Here is a 19,689-nt window from a genome sequence, read left to right on the forward strand (position 1 = left end):
TAATCATTATTATTTGAAAAGTAAAATGGAGATTTCTTATTTTTATAATAGATAAAATTAATTAAATATTGGATTATATTAATTGTATGTATTTAAATGCCTGACTCATTGGGGAGTCAGGGCGAATATGGGGTGTAATAGGAATGGTTGTGACGTTAATGCAGCAGATACAAAAACAGCCCTTTAAAAGGGCTGTTTTTGCAAGATAACAAAGCTTATTTCAGTTTTGTTTCTTTGTATTCAACGTGTTTGCGAACAACGGGATCAAATTTTTTGATCAACATTTTTTCTGGCATATTGCGTTTGTTTTTGGTCGTTGTGTAGAAGTGACCTGTGCCAGCTGTAGATTCAAGTTTGATTTTCTCGCGAATACCTTTTGCCATTTTAAGCTCCTGGGAATAAATTCAGAAAATATTTAAGCGCCCAAGGCTTAAACAGATTGACCGTTAGCACGCATTTCGGCCAAAATGACGTCGATGCCTTTTTTGTCGATGGTGCGCAGTGCATTGGTGGATACGCGCAGGCGAACCCAACGGTTTTCGCTTTCAACCCAGAAACGGCGAGACTGCAGGTTAGGCAGGAAACGACGCTTGGTTTTGTTGTTAGCGTGAGAAACATTATTACCGGTCATGGGGCGCTTGCCGGTTACTTGGCATACTTTAGCCATGATTAACACCTCGTTAAGTTATAGGCCAGATTTTTGGCTCGGGCCAGCCTTCTGAAAAAAATGTTTTCGGCAAAATGTAGCTAACCAATTTATGTTTTTGACTAAATGGGTTGCGGTTTTGCCGTACTAACCCATCTTAGGCATTTATATATGCTGTCCAATAAGCTAAGCCATTAATTCTAATATGAAAATCATGTTGTTAGCAAGTTATTGTGTATTTCCATGATAAATAAAGGAAAATATGTGGTTTTTAATCCGGTTTTTGCGTATTCCCGCGCCCAATCTTCCCCATGCATGGCCGGAGCGGTCTGTGCAAAATGGGTTAAGGCTTTTAGGCCCGTCCAACGAATCTTCCACAAATAAATGAAATGCCTATACACACAAACAGGCTGGTAAATAATGGCAGTGTGGTGCCGGTTTGCCAGCTGCTAACCAGGCTGCTGGTAAGTGTGCCAAACAGGAATAGCATGCAGCCCATCAAGGCCGAGGCAACCCCCAGACGACCACCTTGCTCTTTTAAAGCCAGTGCCGTTGCGTTGGGGTTGATCACGCCCAGGCAGGCACTAAAGAAGAACATACAAATAACAAACAGGGACAGGTTCATCAGGCCTGTCAAGGTAAGCAGCAGGCCGATAGCGCAGCATCCAAGGCCCAGCAGCAGTGCTATTTTAAGAACGCTAAATGAGGGGTGTTTGCGCAGCATGCGAACGCTAATTTGAGATCCCAGGATTAAACCCCCGGCATTCAGGCCAAAAAAGAAACCGAAATTTTCGGGGGCAATGCCAAACTGGGTAATGAAAATAGTGGGGGAAGAGGCAATAAAGGAAAACAAACCGGCCATGCCCAGGCCACCCGAAAGGGCGAAGGCCATGAAGTTGCGATGACGCAGCAAGCCGAAATAGTTGCTACTGATGGTTTTTGCGCTTAGTTTGACTGCGTTTTCAGGTTTAAGCGACTCTTCAAGCTTAATAATACAAAGTATGATTAACAGTACGGCAACGACCAGCATGACCGCAAATAAACCACGCCACCCAATAATTGGACCCAGAAAGCTGCCTGCCATGGGGGCCAGGACCGGCGCCAGTCCCATGATTAGCATGAGCAATGAAAGGGCGTGAGCCGCCTCTTGGGTGCTGTAGTGATCCCTGATAACCGCTCTGGGTATGACAATGCAGGCCGCTGCACCAAAAGCTTGAAGCGTGCGAGATACCAGGAGCATGTCAAAAGAGGGGGCAAGGGCACAGCTTATGGTGGCCAGCAGGTACAGGCCCAGCCCGAAAAGCAATGGCTTTTTTCTGCCATAACGATCGGTAATGGGGCCAATGAAGAGCTGGGCCACAGATAAGCCCAGCAGATAGGAAGAAACAGTGAGTTCAATTTCGTGTGATGATACTTGCAGATCCTGGGCAATATCCGGGAAGGTGGGTAGATACATATCAATGGTGATGGGTCCCAGGGCGGTAATCAGGGCCATCAGGATCAGCCAGAACGGGATCTTATTACCAAGACTTTCTTTTTGCATAATATATAACTTTCCAATACCAGATATGTAAAAAAAACGCGCAGATCAGCAGACTAAGGCTGCACATGATCCATAAACTGGAGACCCCAACGGGGGCTCCAGGTGTGAGTAGATGGTTTAGGGGGCGCAAAAAGCCAACACCGTTGCCAAAACCGAAGTACCAGCCGCCCGCCAGGCCCAGTCCCAGCAATAATACGGTTTGCAGAATGAAAGGGATCGCGGCGATTTTATAGGCGCGAAGAATATAGGAAATCATGCATTGCATGGCATCGGAAAAATGTAGCAGGGGAATAATCGTTAATAGGGCACCGGCGACCAGCGCGACCTGGGGGTCTGATGTGTAGGCCCTGATAATAAGCGGTTTGCCCAGTAAGACAATTGTAATACTGAGGCCTACGCCAATTAGACTTAGCAGCAACCCGCTCATGGCTATTTGATGGGCAAACCGGAAGTTTCTGGCACCTACTGCACGGGCTGTCAGGGAAGAGGTGGCAATGCCCAGTGACAGGGGCATCATGTACAAAATGGCAGTCAGGTTTGATAATACCTGGTGGCCACCGGAGACAAATGTGCCTTCCCGTGCCGCGAGCAGGGCCATAAAGGTAAATGCGCTCACTTCTACCAGATAAGAGCCACCCATGGGAATGCCCAGCTTCAGGATTTCGGTCAGGTATTTGCGTTGTGGGCGGCCCAGCGTCAAATTGAATTGACGGTAAAAGGGATTATTGAACAAAATCCACAGGCCGGCGAAAAACATTAGCCACGAAACGATGGCGGTGGCCGTGCTGGCACCTGCGCTACCCAGTGCGGGTAGGCCAAAGTGGCCAAAAATAAGCAGCCAGTTCAGCAGGGCTTTTAATGCAATACTGAACAGATTGATTTGCATGACCAGTTTGGGTTTCTGGACTGCGGTGCATAAGGCATAAACCGCCCGGAACATGAGGGACGCTGGCAAGGCAATAAAAATAATGCGCAGGTAAATGGCGACTTCATCGCGCACATGAGCCGGCACATCTCCGGACATGGATAACCAGACATCAGGAAACAATAAAACCAGTCCGCCCACTAATGAAAGTGTGAAGGACAGCCACAGGCCCTGCCCCCAGATACGGCCTATTTCTTCTTTTTTATTTGAACCCAGCAATTGGGCGCAAATGGGGATCAGGGCATGCACCACCCCCATCAGCCCTATGTTAACCGTCAGGAAAATAGAGGTAGCCAGCGCCATGGCCTGCAGGGAATCGGGACTGAAGTGCCCCAGCATCATACTATCCATGACCGCAAAGGCAATACCTGCCCACTGGCTGATCAGGATAGGCCAGGCCTGTTTCAGGATATAGCCAAGGCTGCCTGAAAAAGAAAGTCCGGATTTGCTGTCAAGGGACATGAAAACTATTTATCCAGGCGCAAAAGCAGGAAAATTTCATCGCGTTCGGATTTGCGTGAGCCTTGCCATAGGATACGGGTATTGTCGGTATAGGGCAGGGTTTGCGCTTCGAGGTGTTTTCGGGTGGTTTGCAGCAAAACCAGTTTGCAAGCCGAGTCATAGGTAAAGGTAATGTTGTCAAAAACCCGTAAGGCGGCCCGTTGCCCCATGCCAAAACCTTGTTCGCGGACACATTCACCCGGTTTTACATAGGATTCAAGAGCTTGTGCAAGTTCATTGGAAACCAGCTTGTAGCTGCGGTTGTAGTTAATGGAAGGGAGCCATAACAGGGCTAGAAGGAGCCAGGTGCAGGTCAGGCCGGCTGCTGACAGGATCAGGCCTCGCCACAAAGCCTGCGGATTGATTCGCAAGCGCCATGACACCATTGAATACCAGAGTATGCTCACGGCAAGGGCGGCAATAACAACCAGCGGTGAAATTTGTGGTTCATAGCCGGTTAACAGACGGGTAATGTTGTGGTTGATTTGTTCTGGCCAGCCAAAATGCAGGGCAATCCATCCAAGCCAGACGGCAATCATCGACAGGGACAAGATCATGATAGAGAACCAGTCCTGGGTATTGATAATGTCACGGCGCAAGGTCGGAATTGACATGGCCGCCAATACCGCAAACGGAACGGTAAGCATGGCATATTCGGGTTCAAAGGCGCTTTTTACCAAGGCAATGGTTAGAAAACTGCCTAAGGCCATGGTGCCCGGTATGAAAATATGAGGAGCTCTGAGCCACTTGCGCCAATTCCACAGGGCGATTAAGGCAAAGGGCCAGGTGGGCCAGGTAAACCAGAGCAGATCCCTGAGTGATTTGAAGAAGAGTTGGAGGCTGCTGAAACCAAACGAAGAGTAATTCCAGTATAACCAGCTTGAGGCCCAATAAGAATTGCTTGCCTTGGCGGGGATGAACCAGGCCAGAAAGCAGCCAGCACCCAGAAAAATGGCAATCAGGAAGGCCAGTTTGTTGCGGGTTGTGTAAACCGTGGAAACCAGGGCGCAGGCAATCATGAATAAAATGGGAGCAGCACCGATAAAACCGTGGGTAAGCAGGGTGCCACCCAAGCTCAAGCCAAGAATAACGCTGCCCTGGATAGGATGGTCCAGCATTCTGGCAAAGCCATAAAAGGCGATGGAAAACAGGGCCAATAGCAGCGGAAACGGTGAGGTTTCGTGAATGGGGATAATGATGCCAATCGTTGCAATAATGAACAGGAAGGCAACATCGGCAAGCATGCGCCCATAATCGCGAGGGTGAGGTTCGCCACCAAACGGCAGAGGCAGTGGCTGGCATTCAGGGCGACGGGCCAGTAAGTAAGTACCATGCCATATCCCCCACAAAAGCAGGAAAAAATAAAGGATATTGGGCAGGCGTGCGGCGGTGATTTGCGCACTTAACGGGTCGGTGAAGAAACTGAACAAAGGGCTGAAGATGGCAATCGAAATGGCGCCTATCCAGGTGCTCAGAGGGCCTTCCTGGGCAAAGGCAAAATTGCCAATCTGGGGTAATAACCAGGCCGATTCGCGATAGGCGTCCAGCATGGTGGCCAAGCCAGTCAGATCATCGGTTTTCCAGGGGTCACGAAAAAAAAGCCCGGCAAAAATATATAATACCCCGACAATAAGCAAGGCTAGTCGGGGAAGTTTACGTGTGGCCGGTTCGGTCAGACGGGCAGGAGTGGTTTGTTGGAGTAAAGACACGGAATGCAGATATTAGTAGTGTTGGATTTAGCAATCGGATTGAGGCCTATTAAACCATAAAAAAAGCAGCCTTTATCAAGGGCTGCTTTTTTGAAGAAAATCTGCTTGGGCAAATAAATTTGCCGCGAGAATCAAGAAGATTTTTTCAATGTACCTGCTGTACGGGCAAAACGGGCACGGAATTTTTCAACGCGGCCGGTTTCAACAATACGTGTTTGTGCGCCTGTGTAGAATGGGTGAGATTCTGATGTTACGTCACATTTGAACAATGGGTATGTTTTGCCGTCCAGTTCAATGTTTTCACGAGTGTTAACAGTTGAACGTGTGATGAATTTTGTACCGGTTTGCAAGTCGACAAAAACGACTTCGCGGTAATCGGGGTGAATACCTTCTTTCATGGGGGTTTCCTTGGTTAAACGGGTCGCCAGCTCTCAGTCTATCCTGAAAGCAACGTATCCAAAAAATCAGGAGCAAATTTTACCACAGTTTTGTTGAATGCCTGCTTTTTTGCCAAATGCAGGCAAGATGTTGCCGGGCAATGGCCTGCAATAAAGTCGTGAATTTGCAACAGTTAAGGGTCAGGAAGAGTGAATGGACATGCCGGGCAGGTCTACCACCACTCGCATCGAGTCAAGCGACAGGGCGCAATGACGGGCCAGATCTTCGGCTGCTTCTTCGTTGTCGCTTAACCAGTCATGGCCAAGGGTGTCTGTAATGGCCAGGATGCGGTCCAGCAAAAGCACTTTGCCACTGGGCCTTAAGGGTTCACAACCCAGTTCTTCCCATTTGTTGCTAATCCATTCACGGGACTTTTCCATGTTCTCGGGGCCGTGCTCAATACTGGTATTGATTTCCAGAGATTCTTTTGGGCTAAAAATAAAGGTAACATCACAGCGCATATTGATCTCTCACGTTTAATGTCAGGTAAAAATAAATAAATAATTAAGTTAACCATAGTCACTATATATGAGTTTAACCGTCATGTGAATGACAATTAAGATGAAAACCATTGCGATACACAGGGAGCCACTGTTTTTCAGGGTGGTAAAGTTAAAAATGGGTTATACATGGCCCTTTTCTGCCAGGGAAACGGCTTTGTCTGCCGCCACAATCAGGTGGTCCAGTAGTTTGATATCCACCAGCTGCAGCGCTTTTTGAATATGCCTGGTCAGGGAGATGTCCGCCATGCTGGGTTCGGGAATGCCCGAGGGGTGATTGTGGGCAATAATGACAGCCGCCGCGTGATGTTTAAGCGATGACTTGACCAGTTCTCTGGGATAAACTGAAGCCTGGGAAAGTGTGCCTTGTGATATTTCTTCGCTGCAAATAAGGCGATAGCGGGTGTCCAGATAAATCGCCATGCAGTGCTCCACCTTCAGGTGGGCCAGTTTGCTGCTGCAATAGGCCTTGACTTTATGCGGGTGGTCCAGGGCGCTGCGCGATTGCAGCTCTTCTTCAAGGGAGCGTTTGGCCAGTTCATGAATAGCCAGTAACTGGCAGGTTTTGGCATCGCCCAGGCCTTTTACTTTTTGCAGCAGGGCAATGTCTGCGGCCAGCAGGTTACGCAACCCACCAAAATCGTTTAACAGACGGGCTCCAAAATTAACGGCATCGCAGCCGCTGGTGCCGGTTCGCAGTACAATGGCAAGCAGTTCGGGGGTGGTTAACACTTCGGGGCCATGACTGATCAGACGCTCTCTTGGGCGTTCCTGGTCGGAAATAAAGCGATAAGTTGACATAACAGTTAAAATGGTTATTTTAAGACACCATTAAGGTGACAGATTTTGATCGGGAAGTCAGAAAAAGTGAATCATATTGTCCACGCCAATTCGTATTTAACCTTGCACTACCGTATTACCCTGGCTTCCGGTCCAGGGGCGGGTTCAGTGTTTATGGATACCTTTACCGGGAACCCGGGCACGCTTTTAATGGGTGCCAATCAATGGTTACCCGCCATGGAAGAACCCCTGCTGGGCAAGAAAGAGGGTGATGAATTTAGCTTTACCCTTACGGCGGCACAGGCTTACGGAGAAAAAAATCCCGAGCTTTTGCAACGGGTTACCAAAACCATGCTGGCTGAACATGCCGGCGAGAACGCCACGTTTGAAAGCGGTGATATGGTTGAATTTCCAGCCCCTAATGGCGGGCGTTATTCAGGCATTTTCAAAGAATGGGGAGATACCTGGGCGTTGTTCGACTTTAACCATCCTTTGGCAGGCCTTGACCTGAAAGTAGATGTGTCGTTGCTGGGGGTCATGTAATGACAGCGGGAATGGAAATTCTTCTGGCTGATCCCAGGGGGTTTTGTGCCGGTGTCGATCGCGCCATTGATATCGTGGTGCGTGCCCTTGAATTGCATGGTGCGCCCATTTATGTCAGGCACGAAATCGTGCATAACCGCTTTGTGGTGGAAAGCCTGCGCAAGCAGGGCGCCATATTTATTGATGAACTTGATGAAGCCCCCGCTGGTTCAATTGTCGTCTTCTCTGCGCACGGTGTCTCCCAGACAGTGCGTCAGGAAGCGCAGGAACGTGGCCTGAAAGTATTTGATGCAACCTGCCCATTGGTGACCAAGGTTCATGTTGAAGTCAGCAAAATGCACGCCGAGGGCCGTGAAATTATCATGATCGGGCACAAAGGTCACCCAGAGGTTGAGGGTACGTTGGGACAGGCCAAAGGACATATGTATTTGGTGGAAACCATCCAGGATGTTGAAAACCTGGCGGTGGAAAATCCTGAAAACCTGGCTTTTGTGACCCAGACAACGCTGTCTGTTGATGATGCCGAGGCCGTTTCCAATGCCTTGCGCAAGCGTTTTCCCACTATTGTGGCGCCTAAGAAAGCGGATATTTGCTACGCGACACAAAACCGTCAGGATGCAGTTAAAATCATGGCGCCTGAATGCGATGTGTTTTTTGTAGTGGGCAGTGAAAACAGTTCCAACTCAAACCGTTTGCGAGAGGTGGCCGAGCGTTTGTCTTGCCCGGCTTATCTGATAGACGGTGCCGAGGCTATCCAGCCCGAGTGGCTGGACAATGCGCGGCATATCGGCATTACGGCTGGTGCCTCTGCACCCGAAGTGCTGGTGCAGGAAGTCATTACCCGTTTGCGGGAGCTGGGCGCGGTGTCGGTCCGGAAAATACAAGGGGCAGAAGAAAACGTGTCGTTTCCTTTGCCTAAAGAGTTATCACGTAAAAAATAATCAGGAGATATTCAGGATGAAGTTATATGGCTATTATCGCAGTTCGGCTGCTTATCGTGTCAGGATTGCGCTTAATCTGAAAGGGCTGGAATATGATACCGTGCCGGTTCACTTGTTAAAAGACGGCGGCCAGCAATTAAGCCATACTTATCGAGAGTTGAATCCCACCGCCCTGGTGCCCACTTTCACTGACGATAATGTCAGTATTGGCCAGTCACTGGCGATTATCGAGTATCTGGAAGAGGCTTATCCGGCTACCTTTGCGCTATTGCCCGATACTTACGCGGCCCGGGCCCGGGTGCGTTCACTGGCGCAATTCATTGCCTGCGACATTCATCCCTTAAACAATTTGCGTGTGCTGAAATATTTAACCCGCACGCTGGGTGTCAGTGATGAAGCCAAAAATGAATGGTATTTGCATTGGGTGCGTGAGGGTTTTGATTCGCTTGAAAAAATCCTGGCTTCATCCAGCCAGACCGGTAAATTCTGCCATGGTGACACGCCCACCCTGGCCGATATCTGCCTGGTGCCGCAAGTGGCCAATGCCCGCCGGTTCAATCTTGATTTAACCCCTTACCCCAGTATTGTGCGCATTGATGCCGCATGTCATAAGGAAGAGGCTTTTATTAGGGCAGCGCCGGCCAATCAGGCTGACGCCGAATAGGCATGCCGTAGCAGGCGGCAGGTTTCAAACAGTGGCAATCCCATCACGCCACTGTAACTTCCCGCGATGTGTTCAATAAATACGGAAGCCAGGCCCTGTATCCCATAGGCGCCGGCTTTTCCGTTACCTTCCTGGCTGGCGCAGTAGGCCTTTATTTCCTGTGGTTCAAGCGTTTTCATGCTTACCCGGGTAATAGAGACATCAGTAAAGTATTGCCCCTGCCAGGCCACCACAATGGCGGTATGTACTTCATGGGTTTTGCCAGACAGCAGGCCCAGGATCCTGGCCGTGTCCGCATCATCAACGGGTTTGCCCAATACCTCGCCCTCAAGAATGACGCAGGTGTCGGCGGTTAGCACGGGTTTTTGGGCAAGTCTCTGTTGTTCAATAAAGTGATTGGCACGCACGGCCTTGTCCATGGATGTACGCTGTACATAAACATGGGCCGCCTCGCCTGGGTGTTGCGGTTCGTCTTCGCCGGGGGGCGTTGGCACAAGCAAAACTTCATGGGGTACGTCAATCTGGTTCAGCAGTTCATGACGGCGGGGGCTGACCGAAGCCAGGTAAATGGAAGGGGGAATTCCAGGAAGCATATCGGATAAGAATTTCAGGCCCTGTGATAGGGGTGGTTAACCAGAATGGCCCAGGCCCGGTAAAGCTGCTCGGCCAGGACAATGCGTACCATCGGGTGAGGAAGGGTTAAGGAGGAAAGCCGGATCATGCCGGAACAGCTTTTTTTCAGTTCGCTATCCAGGCCATCGGGGCCACCAATCAGGAACACCACATCTTGCCCGCCACTGCGCCATTGCTCAAGGCGAGAGGACAGATTCATGGTGGTCAGGTCTTTGCCATGCTCGTCAAGGGCAATGCGCAAGGCTGAAGCCGGAATGGCGGCTTCAATGCGTTTGGCTTCGGCCAACATCATTTGCGGCGGTGTTTTCCCTGTGGTGCGTGGCTCGGGTTTGATTTCTTTTAATTCGATGGCGCAATCGGCCGGCATGCGCTTGGCATAATCATCCCAGGCGGTTTCTACCCAGGCCGGCATTCTTGTACCAACGGCAATCACAATCAACTTCATGACTTGGGCTTTAGATATTGGGGTCGTAGGCCTGGTCGGGAGAAATGACAGGTGGTGCCTGGGTGGATTGGGGTAACAATTTGACGTGTACCGGTTTATCACCCCAAACGGCTTCAAGATCGTAGTATTGGCGGATGGCCGGTTGCATGCAATGAATCACGATATCGCCAATATCCAGCAAGACCCATTCACCGGTATCCATGCCTTCAAGGGCAATAATCTGGATGCCGTGCTTGCGTACCACCTCAGAGACACTTTGTGCCAAAGAGCGGGTTTGGCGGTTTGAGCTGCCGCTGGCAATAATGACGCGGTCAAACAGGCTGGTCAGGTGGGTAGTGTTGAATATCTTGATGTCCTGGGCTTTAACATCTTCCAGGGCATCAATAACAAGGCGTTGAAGTTTTTGTATTTCCATAATGATTCTGTAGTAATAATCTTAATGATTTAAGTGTAAAGTTTATGTTGCCGGATGTATTCAAGGACCGGTTGCGGCAGCAACCCGTTGACATCGTGGTGGTTTGCAAGGCGCTGGCGGATATCGCTAGATGAAATATCCACGGCTTCAAACGACAGTGTAATCAGTTTTTTGCCTTTTTGTTGCAGTTTTTCAGCCAGTGGCCGGGGTACTTCAAAAGGGTGGGTGTTTCTTTGGGCCACCACCAGGGTGACATGATTAATAATGTCTTCCCATTGGTGCCAGGTGCAAAAGTTGGCTAGCTGGTCGGTGCCCAGCAGCCAGTAATAGCAGGCGTTTTCCGGTAATGCCTTCAGGGTGTCTATGGTATAGGTGGCGCCTTGACGGGTAATTTCAATATCATTAACAGTCATGCCGGGTTGGCCGGTAATGGCCAGACCCAGCATGTCAAGACGTTGTTGGCCGTTCGCTGTCAATGCCTGCTTTTGCCAGGGATTGCCCACCGGAATGAACTGTACCTCGTCAAGGGACAGTGCATCCAGGGCGGTGTGGGCCAATGCCAGGTGGGCATTGTGAACAGGATTGAAGCTTCCGCCAAGAAGCCCGATTTTTTTCATCAGAGCCAGTCTCGGGGCGTCAGGAAATAATAAAGCTGGGCTTCGGCCGAACCGGGTTCGGGTTTCCAGTCGTAGCGCCAGCTTGCGGTAGGCGGCATGGAAAGCAGGATGGATTCGGTGCGTCCGCCCGATTGCAGGCCAAACAGGGTACCCCTGTCCCAAACCAGGTTGAACTCGACATAGCGTCCACGGCGGTAGGCCTGGAAGTCTCGCTCTTTTTGACCGAAAGCCAGGCTCTTGCGCTTTTGCACAATGGGCAGGTAAGCCTGTGTAAACGCATTGCCAGTGGCCTGGACAAGGGCAAAAGACTGTTCAAAGCCCAGGTCGTTCAGGTCGTCAAAAAAAATACCGCCCACACCGCGGGTTTCATTGCGGTGCTTCAGGAAAAAGTAGCGGTCACACCATTCCTTGTATTCCTGGTAGCGTGTTTTGCCGAACGGCTCAAGCGCATCATGACAGGTCTGGTGGAAATGACGGGCGTCGTTTTCAAAGGCATAGTAGGGAGTCAGGTCTATGCCGCCGCCAAACCAGAACACATCACTTTCACCGGGCTGGTTGGCTTTGGCCACGAACATCCGTACATTCATGTGGGTGGTGGGAATATAGGGGTTATGCGGGTGTAAAACCAGTGAAACCCCCATGGCTTCCCAAGAGCGGCCAGCCAGTTCGGGGCGGTGTGCGCTGGCCGAAGGTGGGAGTTTTGCTCCCATGACGTGGCTGAACAGCACGGCACCGCGCTCAAATACATTGCCACCTTCTATATAGCGGGACAGGCCACCCCCGCCCTCTGGGCGCTCCCAGGCATCCTGGGAGAAGGCAAGGCCGTCTTCTTTTTCAAGCGCAGCAACAATGGAAGCCTGCAGTGAGCGAAAATACTGGCTGACCTGGTCTAGGGGAATGTGCGACATATTACTTTAAAGCCCTCCAGGCGATATCGCTGCGATATTGCTGGCCGTCAAACTTGATTTGTTTGACGGCGGCGTAGGCGGTTTCGCGGGCCTGTTGCACGGTGTCGCCCAGGGCGGTTACGCACAGTACCCGGCCACCAGAAGTTAGCAGCTGGTTGTTTTGCAATGTGGTGCCGGCATGGAAGGTTACGCAATCTTTTTGCGCGGCAGGAATGCCGGTAATGGTATCGCCGGTGCGGGGCGTGCCGGGATAGTTATATGAAGCCATGACAACGCCCAATGCGGTACGTGGGTCCCAGCTGATGCTGGCCTGGTCAAGCTTGCCTTGTGCCGCTTTAAGCAGGGTGTCGGCATAATCGCCCTGCAGGCGCATGATGATGGGTTGGGTTTCAGGGTCGCCCATGCGGCAGTTGAACTCGAGTACCTTGATGCTGCGGTCTTCATCGTTGCCGTCATCAATCATGAGGCCGGCATATAAAAAACCGGTGAAGGTAATGCCGTCTTTTTCCATGCCCTGGATAGTGGGGTAAATAACTTCCTGCATAATGCGTTCATGCAGGCGGTCGGAAACGATGGGGGCAGGAGAATAAGCGCCCATGCCGCCGGTGTTGGGGCCCTGGTCGTTGTCAAGCTGACGCTTGTGGTCCTGGCTGGTTGCCATGGGCAAAATGCTTTTGCCATCGCACATGACAATGAAACTGGCTTCTTCGCCGGCCAGAAAACCTTCAATAACAACACGGGCACCGGCTTCACCCAGGCTGCCATCACCCAGCATGGCATCAACGGCATCGTGTGCTTCTTGTTGGGTTTGGGCAACCACTACGCCTTTGCCGGCAGCCAGACCGTCTGCTTTCACAACAATAGGTGCGCCCTGTTCGTTGATGTAAGCGTGTGCTTCTTCGGGGGAGGTAAAAGTGGCATAAGCCGAGGTGGGAATGTGATGGCGAACCATGAAAGCCTTGGCGAAATCCTTGGAGCTTTCCAGTTGTGCAGCGGCCTGGGAGGGGCCAAAAATGGCCAGCCCCTGTTCACGGAACAGGTCAACCACACCGGCAGCCAATGGTGCTTCGGGGCCCACAACGGTTAGGTCAATGCCTTCTGTTTTGGCAAAGCTAGCCAACTCATCAAGGTTGGTAATGGGTACATTCTTGAGTAATGGATCAAGTGCGGTGCCACCGTTGCCGGGGGCCACAAACACATTGGTGACTTGTGCGGATTGGGCAATGCGCCATGCAATGGCGTGCTCACGGCCGCCGTTGCCAATAACGAGTACTTTCATTGTTGGATTTTCGCTTTATTCTTCTGTTTCATCAAAAACAGCAGTTGTATAAACCTCTTGCACGTCATCAAGACTTTCAAGCTGGTCAAGGATTTTCTGCATTTTACTGGCCTCGTCACCGGTCAGTAGCGTTTCATTCAGGGGTTTCATGACGATGGCTTCCATTTCTGGCTTCAGTTCTGCTTCAATAAAAGCATCACGTACCGGGGCATACTGTTCCGGGGCACAAACCACTTCAATCATGCCATCTTCATCGGTCAGGATGTCATCAGCACCGGCTTCAAGAGCCACTTCCATGATTTTGTCTTCACTGGTGCCGGGGGCAAAAATGAATTGCCCGCAATGCTGGAACATGAAGGCCACAGAACCGTCCTGGCCCAGGTTGCCGCCGTGTTTGGTTAGCGCGTGGCGTACATCGGATACGGTACGCACACGATTGTCGGTCATGCAATCGATAAGGACAGCGGCACCACCAAGACCATAGCCTTCATAACGGATAGATTCGTAGTTGGCGCCATCGGCCCCACCTGCGCCTCGGGTAATGGCACGCTGGATATTGTCTTTTGGCATATTGGCAGCGGTTGCTTTATCCCATGCCAGGCGAAGAGCAGGGTTGGCATTCGGGTCGGCACCGCCAGCGCGTGCTGCAACGGTAATTTCACGAATGATTTTTGTCCATATCTTTCCGCGTTTGGCATCCTGGCGACCTTTCCGGTGCTGGATATTTGCCCATTTACTATGTCCGGCCATATCAATAACAGTTAAAGTAAGTTAATCAAAACTTACATTTTACCCTGAGTGCGACAAACTTTTATAGAATATGGCTAGATTTCCTAATGTTTTGTACTTGACAAAGGTTTATATATGGCAGATCCCATCCTGATCGCTAAAAATGCAAAGACAGATGTTTTTCTTTTGCCCAAACTGGCCAACCGTCACGGTTGCATAACGGGTGCAACCGGAACCGGTAAAACCATTACGCTTCAGGTCTTGGCGCAGTCTTTTTCCCGCATCGGCACGCCCGTATTCCTGGCTGATGTGAAAGGAGATCTGACGGGTATTTCGCAAACTGGTATTGAAAGTCCCAAACTGCTTGAACGTCTTGAAAAACTGGGTCTGCCGATACCTCAATGGGGTGGCTGCCCAACCGTTTTATGGGATGTGTTTGGTGAGCAGGGTCATCCGGTTCGGGCAACGGTATCCGATATGGGGCCGTTGTTGCTGTCGCGTATGTTAAACCTGAATGACACGCAAACCGGTATCCTGAATCTGGTGTTCAAAGTGGCCGATGATGAAAATCATCTCTTGCTGGACCTGAAAGACCTTCGGGCTATGCTGCAAAACGTGAATGACAGGGCAGCCGAATTAAGGCCGGTGTATGGCAACGTCTCCGCCGCTTCGGTGGGGGCTATCCAGCGTGCTTTGCTGCAGCTGGAAACCCAGGGTGCAGACCGCTTTTTTGGCGAGCCCATGCTGGATATTCACGACCTGATCCGCTGTAATGCGCAAGGTCAGGGTATGGTGAATATCCTGGCCGCAGACAAGCTGATGCATTCGCCCAAGCTGTACGCCGTGTTTTTGCTGTGGTTACTGGCTGAGATTTATGAGTCTTTACCCGAAGTGGGCGACCCGGATCAACCCCGGTTTGTGTTTTTCTTTGACGAGGCACACCTGCTGTTTGATGATGCACCCAAGGTTTTGCTTGAGAAAATTGAGCAGATTGTACGTCTGGTACGCTCAAAAGGGGTGGGGGTTTATTTTGTCACGCAAAATCCGGCCGATATCCCAGACTCTGTTTTGGGTCAACTGGGCAACCGGATCCAGCATGCCCTGCGTGCCTTTACGCCACGCGACCAGAAAGCGGTAAAAACGGCAGCAGACACCATGAGGCCCAACCCTGAACTGGATATTGCCCGCGAGATTACCGAATTGGGCGTGGGCGAAGCACTGATTTCCTGCCTGGATGCCAAGGGCAGCCCCGGTGTTACGCAGCGTGCCTGGGTGTTGCCACCGGCCAGCCGCATGGGGCCGGCAACCGATGCAGAGCGCCAGTTTATTCGTAATCTGTCGGGTTTTTCTGGCAAATACGACACGCTGATTGACAGGGAGTCGGCGTTTGAAGTGCTTACCCGTCGGGCCGAACAGAAAAATGCACAAGCCACCGCCCAGGCACAACCCGAAGATGAAGGTATTTGGGGGGCAGTCAAGGAAATGATGATTGGCTCAACCGGGCCGCGGGGGGGGCGCAAGGATGGCGTGATTCAGCAAGTGGCCAAGGGGATGGTTCGGGATACGGCCAGGAAAATGCTGCGTGGGGTGTTGGGGTCATTAATTGGCAAAAGTGGCAAGCGCTAGTTTTAATGGATTGGCCGTAAAGCCAGCTTTATGCCCAGCGTTATTGGTGCTGCCATTTCATGCCGGGGAGCAAGACGGTTCAGGCATTCATGCCCGTTTCCTGAATGGATTTTAAAATATCAGGATTGGCATTCAATAATAGACGGGTCAGCAGGCTTTTAAGCAGCTCTACTTCTTGTTCTGTAAACCCATGCAGGTGATGATTTAAAGCCTGGGCAACCGAAGGAAGCAGCTTATCATTAACCTGTTTGCCTTTTTCGGTCAGCGTCAGCTTGATGACCCGACGGTCTTTCTCGCTACGCTGGCGGGTAAGAAAACCTTTGGCTTCCAGTCTGTCAAGGGTGCGCGTCATGGCACCGGTGTCCACTTCGGCAATGCGTGCCACACAGGCCGGTGTATCTGCTTTGCTAAGTCCGATAATGGCAATGGGATGCCATTGCGTGGCCGTCAGGCCTAGCGGCGCCATGTTTTTTTCAATCATGTTATGAATGGAAAAATGTGCCAGACGAATCAGGTAGCCAATATTTTCCTGTCCGCGAGGAACGTCTTCGGGCCTGATGGTGAAGGCTTCTTCCGGTTTGGATGGCGGCGTTTTTTCGTTATTCATCATTTTAAATGGTTGCTTAGGCAGATATTGTCAAAGTATACTGTTTTTTTAATAATTATTATTGATATATATTGAATAAAAGTTTTTATTAATTATCATGTTAGTTAATTCTTTATTTATCATTATTGGAGTTAAACGTGGGTATTACATCAAGAACAATTCAAATTGAGACACATGGCGGTCCGGAAGTCATGAAACTGGTGACCCTTGATGTCCCGGAGCCGGCCGATAACGAAGTGCAAATTCGGCAAAAAGCAATTGGTCTGAATTTTATTGATATTTATTTTCGTACGGGGCTTTATGCCAGTCCGTTGCCGCATGGCTTGGGGTTTGAGGCTTCAGGTGTGGTAGAGATTGTTGGGAAAAATGTGGCCCATCTTAAAGTGGGCGACCGCGTGGCGTACGGCCAAAGTCCATTGGGGTCTTATGCCGAGATACGAAATGTGCCAGGCCACCAGGTAGTGAAAATACCTGATGGTATATCTTTTGAAGAAGCGGCAGCCGTTATGCTCAAGGGGCTGACGGTTCAGTACCTGTTCAGGCAAACTTATCGCTTGCAAGAGGGAGAAACCATTTTGCTGCATGCGGCAGCCGGTGGTGTTGGATTGATAGCCTGCCAGTGGGCCAAGGCCTTGGGGGTCAAGTTGATCGGTACGGTGTCCAGCCCCGAAAAAGCCGATATCGCCAGGGCGCATGGTGCCTGGGCGACCATTAATTACACGCATGAGAATGTGGCGGAGCGTGTGCTGGAATTAACCAATGGCAAGAAAGTGCCGGTGGTTTACGATGGGGTAGGTAAAGATACCTGGGAAACGTCCCTTGACTGTCTGCAACCCCGTGGCCTAATGGTGAGTTATGGCAATGCATCGGGTGCGGTTACCGGGGTTAACATAGGTGTGTTGGCAACTAAAGGTTCTTTGTATGTGACTCGTCCAAGTCTGGGGGCTTATGTGAGCACTTTAGAAAAAATGCAGGCAGCAGCCGATGAGCTGTTTGAAATGATCACCAGCAAGAAAATCAAGGTGCAAATTGATCAGCGCTATCCACTGGCGGAAGTGGCTGATGCCCATATTGCGCTGGCTTCACGCAAAACCACCGGTGCTACAGTGTTAACACTGGATTGATTTTTTATATTGTTTAATTTTTAATATTTGATATTTAAAGGAAGAGGCAAGGGAAATGCAGAAGGTTCAGCTGGGAATAAGCGATTTAATGGTAACGGATGTGTGTCTTGGAACCATGACATTTGGTGAACAGGTGGATGAGAAAACTGCATTTTCCATTCTTGATCGGGCGGTGGAGCAGGGCATTAATTTCCTCGATACCGCCGAAATGTATTCGGTGCCCACCCGCAAAGAGACCTATGGTGCCACCGAAACCATTATTGGCAACTGGTTTGGGCGAAGTCCGGTTCCCCGTTCAGAACTGGTGCTGGCCAGCAAGGTGGCTGGCCCTTCCAGGGGCACACCCTGGATTAGGGAAGGTGCTGGCTTGACCAGCCAGGATATTATCGCCTCTTGCGAGGGGAGCCTTAAACGCCTGCAAACCGATTACATTGATCTTTACCAGATACACTGGCCCGAGCGTCATGTGCCGGCTTTTGGCCGGCGTTATTTTGATCCCGACAAAAAGCATGAGCCAGTCACAAGCATAGAAGAACAATTGCAGGCCCTGGATACGCTGGTGAAGGCCGGCAAAGTGCGTTATATCGGCCTGTCTAATGAAACGCCGTATGGCGTGTCTGAATTTATCCGTCTGGCTGAGCAGATGGGCTTGCCCCGCGTAGCCACCATCCAGAACCCGTATTGCTTGTTGAATCGTGCCTATGAAGACGGGCTTGATGAAATGTGTTACCGGCACAAGGTGTCTTTGCTGGCGTATTCGCCCTTGGGTTATGGCCTGCTTAGCGGTAAATATGACCAGACCGGCACGACCGGACCAGGTGCGCCGGCCGAGGCTCGTATTACCCGGTATGAATCGGTGCAAAAACAGCGATGGGGAAGAGCGGCCAGTCTTGAGGCAGCCAGGGCCTATAACGCTTATGCGTGCGAGCTGGGATTAAGCCCGGTGCAGCTGGCCCTGGGATTTTGCAATAGCAAATGGCAGGTGGATAGCACCATTATTGGGGTGCGGACACTGGAACAACTTGATGAAGATATCAGCGCCATGCAAACTCGTCTTGACGCTGATGTACTGGCGCAGCTTGATGTGCTGCGCCAGAAATATTACGATCCCGCGCAGTAAGCACGTACGCGTTCCACTTCGTTTTTGGATCCCAGTACCACGCCAACCCGCTGATGCAGTTCGGTTGGCTGAATGTCCATAATACGATTGACGGAATCGGTGGCCATACCGCCAGCCTGTTCAACAATAAAACTCATGGGGTTAGCTTCATACATCAAACGCAGTTTGCCTGGTTTGCCGGGCTCGCGTGAATCCCAGGGGTACATGAAAATGCCACCACGGCTTAAGATGCGGTGCACATCGGCCACCATGGAAGCCACCCAGCGCATATTGTAGTCTTTGCCCAGCGGGCCGGTTGTGCCAGCCAGACAATCTTCGATATATTGGCGTACGGGCGCAGCCCAGTGCCGCATGTTTGACATGTTAATGGCAAATTCCTTGGTGTCTGCCGGAATCTGGATGTTTTCATTGGTGAGCATCCAGGTGCCGGTTTCACGGTCAAGGGTAAAGCCAACTACACCATTACCCAAGGTAATCACCAGCATGGTTTGTGGCCCATAGACTGCGTAGCCGGCGGCGACCTGCTGGGTGCCTGGCTGAAGGAAATCCTGCTCGGTGATTTCACGGCCAGAGGATTCGGCAGGCGCTTTCAGGATAGAGAAAATGGTGCCAATCGAAACGTTCACGTCAATGTTGGAAGAGCCGTCAAGGGGATCAAATAGCAACAGGTATTCGCCCTTGGGATAGCGATTGGGAATTTTATGGATGGTTTCCATTTCTTCCGAAGCCATGGCAGCCAGCTGGCCACCCCACTCATTGGCCTCAAGCAGGATTTCATTGGACATGACATCCAGTTTTTTCTGGACTTCGCCCTGGACGTTTTCAGACTCCAGGCTGCCCAGCACGCCACCCAGGCTTCCTTTGCCAACGGCATGGCCAATGCTTTTGCAGGCGCGGCCCACCACTTCAATAAGCAGGCGTACTTCTGCCTGCAATGCATGATTCTGGCGTTGTTGTTCTACCAGATATTGCGTCAGGGTCTTAAATTTCATTCTT

At 50.8% G+C, this 19,689-nt stretch carries 23 protein-coding genes; 6 read left to right on the forward strand and 17 right to left on the reverse strand.

The window, feature by feature from the left end:
- Positions 1-215: 215 nt before the first annotated feature.
- The 8 genes from rpmG to radC all read right to left on the reverse strand — a co-directional run bounded on the left by rpmG (position 216) and on the right by radC (position 7,063).
- A complete protein-coding gene (gene rpmG, locus JHL22_RS07355) occupies positions 216-383 on the reverse strand; it encodes a 50S ribosomal protein L33 (RefSeq protein ID WP_200235501.1) in 168 nt (55 codons plus the stop codon).
- Positions 384-430: 47 nt separating this feature from the next.
- Positions 431-667 (reverse strand): 50S ribosomal protein L28, encoded by a 237-nt coding sequence (gene rpmB, locus JHL22_RS07360; protein ID WP_200235503.1) that lies wholly within the window; start codon positions 665-667, stop codon positions 431-433.
- 331 nt (positions 668-998) lie between these two features.
- Entirely contained in the window at positions 999-2,189 is a 1,191-nt protein-coding gene (locus tag JHL22_RS07365; protein ID WP_234041178.1) for a multidrug effflux MFS transporter, read from the reverse strand.
- Entirely contained in the window at positions 2,167-3,576 is a 1,410-nt protein-coding gene (locus JHL22_RS07370) for an MATE family efflux transporter (RefSeq protein ID WP_200235505.1), read from the reverse strand. Before JHL22_RS07370 ends, JHL22_RS07365 begins: the two co-directional genes overlap by 23 nt.
- 5 nt (positions 3,577-3,581) lie before the next feature.
- Positions 3,582-5,324 carry an ArnT family glycosyltransferase gene (locus JHL22_RS07375; protein ID WP_200235506.1) on the reverse strand — a complete coding sequence of 581 codons (1,743 nt, stop codon included), beginning with the start codon at positions 5,322-5,324 and terminating at the stop codon, positions 3,582-3,584.
- Between the two features lie 131 nt (positions 5,325-5,455).
- Complete coding sequence (locus JHL22_RS07380) at positions 5,456-5,722, reverse strand: type B 50S ribosomal protein L31 (RefSeq protein WP_200235509.1); 267 nt, start codon at positions 5,720-5,722, stop codon at positions 5,456-5,458.
- Between the two features lie 180 nt (positions 5,723-5,902).
- On the reverse strand, positions 5,903-6,223 hold the full coding sequence (locus JHL22_RS07385) for a hypothetical protein (RefSeq protein ID WP_200235511.1): 321 nt from the start codon (positions 6,221-6,223) through the stop codon (positions 5,903-5,905).
- Positions 6,224-6,385: 162 nt separating this feature from the next.
- On the reverse strand, positions 6,386-7,063 hold the full coding sequence (gene radC / locus JHL22_RS07390) for a RadC family protein (RefSeq protein WP_200235513.1): 678 nt from the start codon (positions 7,061-7,063) through the stop codon (positions 6,386-6,388).
- A 45-nt stretch (positions 7,064-7,108) separates the two neighbouring features.
- Between radC and JHL22_RS07395 the strand changes: the two genes are divergently transcribed.
- From JHL22_RS07395 to maiA, 3 genes are read left to right on the forward strand one after another with little or no spacing between them, the layout of a single operon-like run.
- Positions 7,109-7,585, forward strand: a complete 477-nt coding sequence (locus JHL22_RS07395) for an FKBP-type peptidyl-prolyl cis-trans isomerase (RefSeq protein ID WP_200235515.1) — start codon at positions 7,109-7,111, stop codon at positions 7,583-7,585.
- Complete coding sequence (gene ispH, locus JHL22_RS07400) at positions 7,585-8,526, forward strand: 4-hydroxy-3-methylbut-2-enyl diphosphate reductase (protein ID WP_200235517.1); 942 nt, start codon at positions 7,585-7,587, stop codon at positions 8,524-8,526. Before JHL22_RS07395 ends, ispH begins: the two co-directional genes overlap by 1 nt.
- Positions 8,527-8,542: 16 nt before the next feature.
- Positions 8,543-9,190, forward strand: a complete 648-nt coding sequence (maiA, locus tag JHL22_RS07405; protein ID WP_200235519.1) for a maleylacetoacetate isomerase — start codon at positions 8,543-8,545, stop codon at positions 9,188-9,190.
- Here maiA and JHL22_RS07410 read toward each other — a convergent pair.
- The 7 genes from JHL22_RS07410 to JHL22_RS07440 are packed head-to-tail and all read right to left on the reverse strand — an operon-like array spanning position 9,172 to position 14,237.
- Positions 9,172-9,783, reverse strand: coding sequence for a Maf family protein (locus tag JHL22_RS07410; RefSeq protein WP_200235522.1), 612 nt, complete (start codon positions 9,781-9,783; stop codon positions 9,172-9,174). The two genes, maiA and JHL22_RS07410, sit on opposite strands and share 19 nt — an antisense overlap.
- A gap of 14 nt (positions 9,784-9,797) precedes the next feature.
- Positions 9,798-10,268, reverse strand: a complete 471-nt coding sequence (gene rlmH / locus JHL22_RS07415; RefSeq protein WP_200235524.1) for a 23S rRNA (pseudouridine(1915)-N(3))-methyltransferase RlmH — start codon at positions 10,266-10,268, stop codon at positions 9,798-9,800.
- A 10-nt stretch (positions 10,269-10,278) separates the two neighbouring features.
- Positions 10,279-10,683, reverse strand: a complete 405-nt coding sequence (gene rsfS, locus JHL22_RS07420) for a ribosome silencing factor (RefSeq protein WP_200235526.1) — start codon at positions 10,681-10,683, stop codon at positions 10,279-10,281.
- Between the two features lie 29 nt (positions 10,684-10,712).
- The gene (gene nadD, locus JHL22_RS07425) at positions 10,713-11,300 is read right to left on the reverse strand and encodes a nicotinate (nicotinamide) nucleotide adenylyltransferase (protein ID WP_200235528.1); all 588 of its coding nucleotides are present in this window, start codon (positions 11,298-11,300) and stop codon (positions 10,713-10,715) included.
- Complete coding sequence (gene hemF, locus JHL22_RS07430) at positions 11,300-12,208, reverse strand: oxygen-dependent coproporphyrinogen oxidase (protein WP_200235530.1); 909 nt, start codon at positions 12,206-12,208, stop codon at positions 11,300-11,302. The genes nadD and hemF overlap by 1 nt, the downstream gene beginning before the upstream one ends.
- 1 nt (position 12,209) lies before the next feature.
- Positions 12,210-13,487 (reverse strand): phosphoribosylamine--glycine ligase, encoded by a 1,278-nt coding sequence (gene purD, locus JHL22_RS07435; RefSeq protein WP_200235532.1) that lies wholly within the window; start codon positions 13,485-13,487, stop codon positions 12,210-12,212.
- Positions 13,488-13,502: 15 nt separating this feature from the next.
- Positions 13,503-14,237: a YebC/PmpR family DNA-binding transcriptional regulator gene (locus JHL22_RS07440; RefSeq protein ID WP_200235534.1), complete on the reverse strand. Its 735-nt coding sequence runs from the start codon at positions 14,235-14,237 to the stop codon at positions 13,503-13,505.
- Between the two features lie 114 nt (positions 14,238-14,351).
- Between JHL22_RS07440 and JHL22_RS07445 the strand changes: the two genes are divergently transcribed.
- Positions 14,352-15,842, forward strand: coding sequence for a helicase HerA-like domain-containing protein (locus JHL22_RS07445; RefSeq protein WP_200235536.1), 1,491 nt, complete (start codon positions 14,352-14,354; stop codon positions 15,840-15,842).
- A gap of 79 nt (positions 15,843-15,921) precedes the next feature.
- Here the strand turns inward: JHL22_RS07445 and JHL22_RS07450 are convergent, their stop codons facing one another.
- Positions 15,922-16,452, reverse strand: a complete 531-nt coding sequence (locus tag JHL22_RS07450; RefSeq protein WP_234041179.1) for a MarR family winged helix-turn-helix transcriptional regulator — start codon at positions 16,450-16,452, stop codon at positions 15,922-15,924.
- A 134-nt stretch (positions 16,453-16,586) separates the two neighbouring features.
- On the opposite strand from JHL22_RS07450, the gene JHL22_RS07455 reads away from it, so the two are divergent.
- Together JHL22_RS07455 and JHL22_RS07460 are read left to right on the forward strand one after the other, a co-directional pair.
- The gene (locus JHL22_RS07455; RefSeq protein ID WP_200235537.1) at positions 16,587-17,573 is read left to right on the forward strand and encodes a quinone oxidoreductase family protein; all 987 of its coding nucleotides are present in this window, start codon (positions 16,587-16,589) and stop codon (positions 17,571-17,573) included.
- 55 nt (positions 17,574-17,628) lie between these two features.
- Positions 17,629-18,693 (forward strand): aldo/keto reductase, encoded by a 1,065-nt coding sequence (locus tag JHL22_RS07460; protein WP_200235539.1) that lies wholly within the window; start codon positions 17,629-17,631, stop codon positions 18,691-18,693.
- On the opposite strand, the gene JHL22_RS07465 is transcribed toward JHL22_RS07460, so the two are convergent.
- Positions 18,675-19,685: a class 1 fructose-bisphosphatase gene (locus JHL22_RS07465; protein ID WP_200235542.1), complete on the reverse strand. Its 1,011-nt coding sequence runs from the start codon at positions 19,683-19,685 to the stop codon at positions 18,675-18,677. The genes JHL22_RS07460 and JHL22_RS07465 overlap by 19 nt on opposite strands.
- Positions 19,686-19,689 lie beyond the last annotated feature (4 nt).

Origin of the sequence: Advenella mandrilli (genome assembly GCF_016595155.1) — a bacterium.
Taxonomy (GTDB): Bacteria; Pseudomonadota; Gammaproteobacteria; order Burkholderiales; family Burkholderiaceae_B; genus Advenella; species Advenella mandrilli.